The sequence below is a fragment of the Phocaeicola intestinalis genome (assembly GCF_014837065.1).
GTDB lineage: Bacteria > Bacteroidota > Bacteroidia > Bacteroidales > Bacteroidaceae > Phocaeicola > Phocaeicola intestinalis.
This window is the reverse complement of the sequence record NZ_JACSPP010000116.1, coordinates 1-3,857: the sequence shown is the minus strand read 5'-3', so window position 1 is coordinate 3,857 and position 3,857 is coordinate 1. Positions and strand designations below refer to the sequence as shown.

Sequence of the window (3,857 nt, the reverse complement as noted above, 5' to 3'; positions counted from 1 at the left end):
ACTGTGCCCCCTTTTTACTAACGATGCAGATTATTTTCGCTTCTGTATCATATAGGCGCGTAGTTGCGGATTTGAGGTATTCAAAAGTTTCAAGCAGTTTTATAGCTTTCTTTTCGCCCTTTATTTGCTTACCCTTGACATCAAAACTACGCACTCCACGTGGCTCGAGTTGATGGAATTGATGTCTTTGGCTAATTTTAGAGCCCGACGTATGCGGAAACATATCTATCAATTTTTTACTGTTTTTTGAGAAAACGAGGTATGAGGGAACATATCGAAGTAATAATCACCAATAATACGCATTAAAAACTAATCACTGTTGTATTTAAACTATTCGAAAAGGATTTAAATATTAAGGGAAGACTCTATAGATCTTTTCAAATAATTAACGAGTTCAATTATCTCAGTCTCCATTCCTTCCCACTTGTCATCATAATCTCCCAAATAAGCCTTTTTTGCTTTTTCAAGTAAAGTAGCATGCTCTTTGGCTAATTTAGGTATCGCCCATTCAGCAGCCTGATCTTTTGAGCAAATTCTACCGGAAGAGGATGTCAGCCACATTCTGGCTAAAGTTAAAATCACATTGTGTTCGTCACCTTCAATGCTAGCTATCAACCCGGGTAAGGATTCTTTAATCGCCCTTCGAATATCTGTCATTGGTACAGGCTCAATCACTTCTGTTGCCTCTGGTCCGAAAAGGTTAATACTATTTTCTCTTAATTGAGATAAAAGAATTGCTAAATCGGGATCATAAGTTGGCTCAGGAATTGCTCCCTTATCAAACTGCTCCCTTAGCCACTCACCATACATAAATTCATGTTTAGGAGGAAATTTCCAAGGGACAACATCCTTTTGATTTATGACCGTAACTTCAAGTGGTCTAATAGCATTTATGTTTCTATATAAGGCAAAGAGGATAATTTTTCTGTCACTGATTGAATAATATTATATCTCAGGTTTTAAAGTTAGCGAAATTGTTTTCTTGTTTAAATCTAAAAATGTCAAATTTGTATTATTTATTAAAGCTAACGTGGAATATGTTATAATTTCACTTATGCATTGAGTTAGATTAAATTCAATATACTGATTGGAAGAAGCCATAACATTTCCACTGCAGACAATAGAATTATCAGAGATGTCAATTTTTTTACCTATTAAGCGCAAAAAATCAATCATATCATAGACATCCGTTTTTAAATATGGATTTTTTATGATAAATTTTTGTTTGTTAACAGATAAAAGTAATGCCGTTTTAGTGGCCCCTCCTACAAGCGGTCCACTCAAATCTTCGCTAGAGTATGAAAAATTTTTTATATCTAACTCGGTTATATCGCTATTGTCACCAAAATTACCTATTATTCTATTAGATTCTATACTTATTTTGTGATTAAAACATTCAATCACTGAAGCAATATGAGAAAATGGTCTATTATGTGAATCTATCGAATCACCAATTTGACAACCTCCAGAACCATAATATTCAAATTTTCCTAATGCAATTAATAGCGCCGGGCACAAATACATAGAACCATGAATACACTTTCCTAAAAAGAAAGGAATGTTGGCATTACATATGGTACTTGCGTCAATAAACAAACGTTTGTTATATATTTTTGCAGTACCACCTAGTTCATTTATTATTGCGATAAAAACATATGTATCACTTACTATAGGTGGATTAACAATAACAGTCTTCATTTTGAGTGCAATAGTTAATGCTATTATTTGAACCATTGAATGTTTGTATCCATCCAAACTTAAGGAGGCATTAACTGGACTATTTTTGCTCACACTTATATTAATATTTTTATTTTCTCCTTTAAACAAAAAATCGGATAAACATTTATATTCCATAATAGATTCCTTGTAACTCTAATTGTTGATAGACAAAAAAACAGATCGCCTATGCATCACAAACAAAATACGGTTAATTTAGTGTTTTGTTTTGTAATTAATTTTGTCTCTGTCCGAGATAAGTGTTGGTATGCATAACTGACCTGTTTATTCATTTTCTATGAATGCCCTGGGTAAACGAAAAGGAACAAGGTATATTTCATCCTTGTTCCTATCGGTCAGTATGTGCTATTCAGTTCAACAAATTGGAATTTGTTGCTCCGTCAAACTGAAAGTTTCAAGCGTTATAGACTTCCCACAAATATCTCTGCATCAATCGTCAAAGTTTTTAGCTTTTTGAAATCAATCTCAGTTTTATCTACATGGAAGAGCAGTGGGGTCATGTCTGCAAAAATTTTAATATCCTCTAACGGCATTTCATATGATTCTGAAACTCTTTTTTGGTAAATAACAGAATACTGCTTCTTGAATAAGTTAATCACATTCTCATTGGAATACTCTTGATTTTTCAAATGTTCTTTTGCAATGTTTCTGAACTCCATCAGATGTTTATTCCCAGGAATAACCTTTACAATATAGCCGCTATCCGTCAGAACTCTATTGAACTCCAAATAATTAGCTGGTGTAAATATGTCCAGTATACAGTCTACTGAGTGGTCTCTAATTGGCATATTTTCCAAATCACCCACAAACCACTTTATAGACTTACTACCGTCTCTTTTTGAAGCAAGGGAAATGGCATCTTTTGAAATATCAAAAGCAACTATATCTGCTTGAAATAGTTCTTTGATTTTTCTAGAATAATATCCTTCACCACATCCGACATCAAGAATAGTTGTTATGTTTTCAAGCTTGCTCAATATATGTGTTATCTCCGTAAGAATATGTGAATAGTATCCCTTTTCTAAAATATCCATTCTGCTTTCAAAAGAAGTTCTGCTATAATGCTTAGATTGCTTTTGATTTAATGCAAAATTCACATATCCTAATTTAGAAATATCGAAACAATGCTTATTACTACACAGCAAACTATTGCCTACCATCTTTAACTTTCGTTTACATATTGGACAACGAAAAAGCTTTTCGCTGTCATTAAATCTAATAATTCTATTCATGACATCCTCCATTATTACATTCTTGCCCGAAAGCGAGTTATGTAATACGGATGTACCGAAACACAACTCGCGGTATTATCTTAATCTCATATATGCTGTCATCTTATCACCTCCTCAAATTCAAGTTTGTATAACTATTTTATTGCATTATAGCATACTTTGGTCTGCTTTTCCCACTCCAGAGAAAATTTCTTTGTCGATAATTATCCTACCTATAGGAATATTTTTATTCACCAATACTTATCTCGGACAGAGATTTAATTTTAGAAAATGTATTTTTGTGCTTGCTTTTAGGATTCTCTTTCTTGCTTTTTGAACGATTGTGAAAACCTAAATCCTTCCCCATTGAATTGTGTTGCTTATTCTTCTCGTTTGTGTTACTAACCAACTGACCGCAGGCAGCTTTGATGTTATTACCTCGTGATTCTCTCATTTTTACTTCTAAACCAGCCGCTTCAAGTCGCAATTTAAATGCAACTAATTGTTGTTTGTTTGGCCTGTTAATATTGCAATTTGCGGTATCATTATATTGCAAAAGATTTATCAAAACATTTTTCTCACGAAACCATCTTCCTAATTGACGTACATCAGTTGCTTTATCATTTAGACCAGGAATCAATAAATAAGCAATTGTTACTTTTCTGTTATGTCTTTCCGAATATGATAAAACAGATTCAACAATCTTATTTATGTCATAACCTTTCATGTGAGGTATAATTATATCTCTTGTTCTTTGATTTGTTGCATGAAGAGAGAGGGTGAGTTGTATCTTCAGATGTTCTTCTCTTATTTTTTTTAATTGTTCTAAAGGATAATAGTCCGTTAAAAATTCACCATATCGGCTAAGCGGCTTCTGCCACAAAGCCAAAGAGTTCTTTGATAAGTTTA

4 protein-coding genes and 1 pseudogene are annotated in these 3,857 nt (G+C 33.1%); all 5 read right to left on the bottom strand.

Annotated elements, in window-relative coordinates; all coding sequences use genetic code 11:
* Positions 1–223, bottom strand: a 223-nt coding sequence (locus H9625_RS17830) for a hypothetical protein (protein ID WP_206001458.1), incomplete at its 3' end; no start/stop codon positions are given.
* Between the two features lie 102 nt (positions 224–325).
* Positions 326–897: pseudogene (locus H9625_RS17185) on the bottom strand (aminoglycoside adenylyltransferase domain-containing protein); the annotation flags it as partial.
* A 48-nt stretch (positions 898–945) separates the two neighbouring features.
* A complete protein-coding gene (locus H9625_RS17180; RefSeq protein ID WP_191765532.1) occupies positions 946–1,854 on the bottom strand; it encodes a hypothetical protein in 909 nt (302 codons plus the stop codon).
* A 284-nt stretch (positions 1,855–2,138) separates the two neighbouring features.
* Positions 2,139–2,969 carry a methyltransferase domain-containing protein gene (locus H9625_RS17175; RefSeq protein ID WP_191765530.1) on the bottom strand — a complete coding sequence of 277 codons (831 nt, stop codon included), beginning with the start codon at positions 2,967–2,969 and terminating at the stop codon, positions 2,139–2,141.
* 226 nt (positions 2,970–3,195) lie between these two features.
* On the bottom strand, positions 3,196–3,857 hold a 662-nt coding region (locus tag H9625_RS17170), incomplete at its 5' end, for a hypothetical protein (RefSeq protein WP_449429525.1).

Excerpts from the sequence above, each read along its gene's own strand:
- H9625_RS17180 (WP_191765532.1), bottom strand. The coding sequence starts at position 1,854 with ATGGAATATAAATGTTTATCCGATTTTTTGTTTAAAGGAGAAAATAAA.
- H9625_RS17175 (WP_191765530.1), bottom strand. The coding sequence starts at position 2,969 with ATGAATAGAATTATTAGATTTAATGACAGCGAAAAGCTTTTTCGTTGT.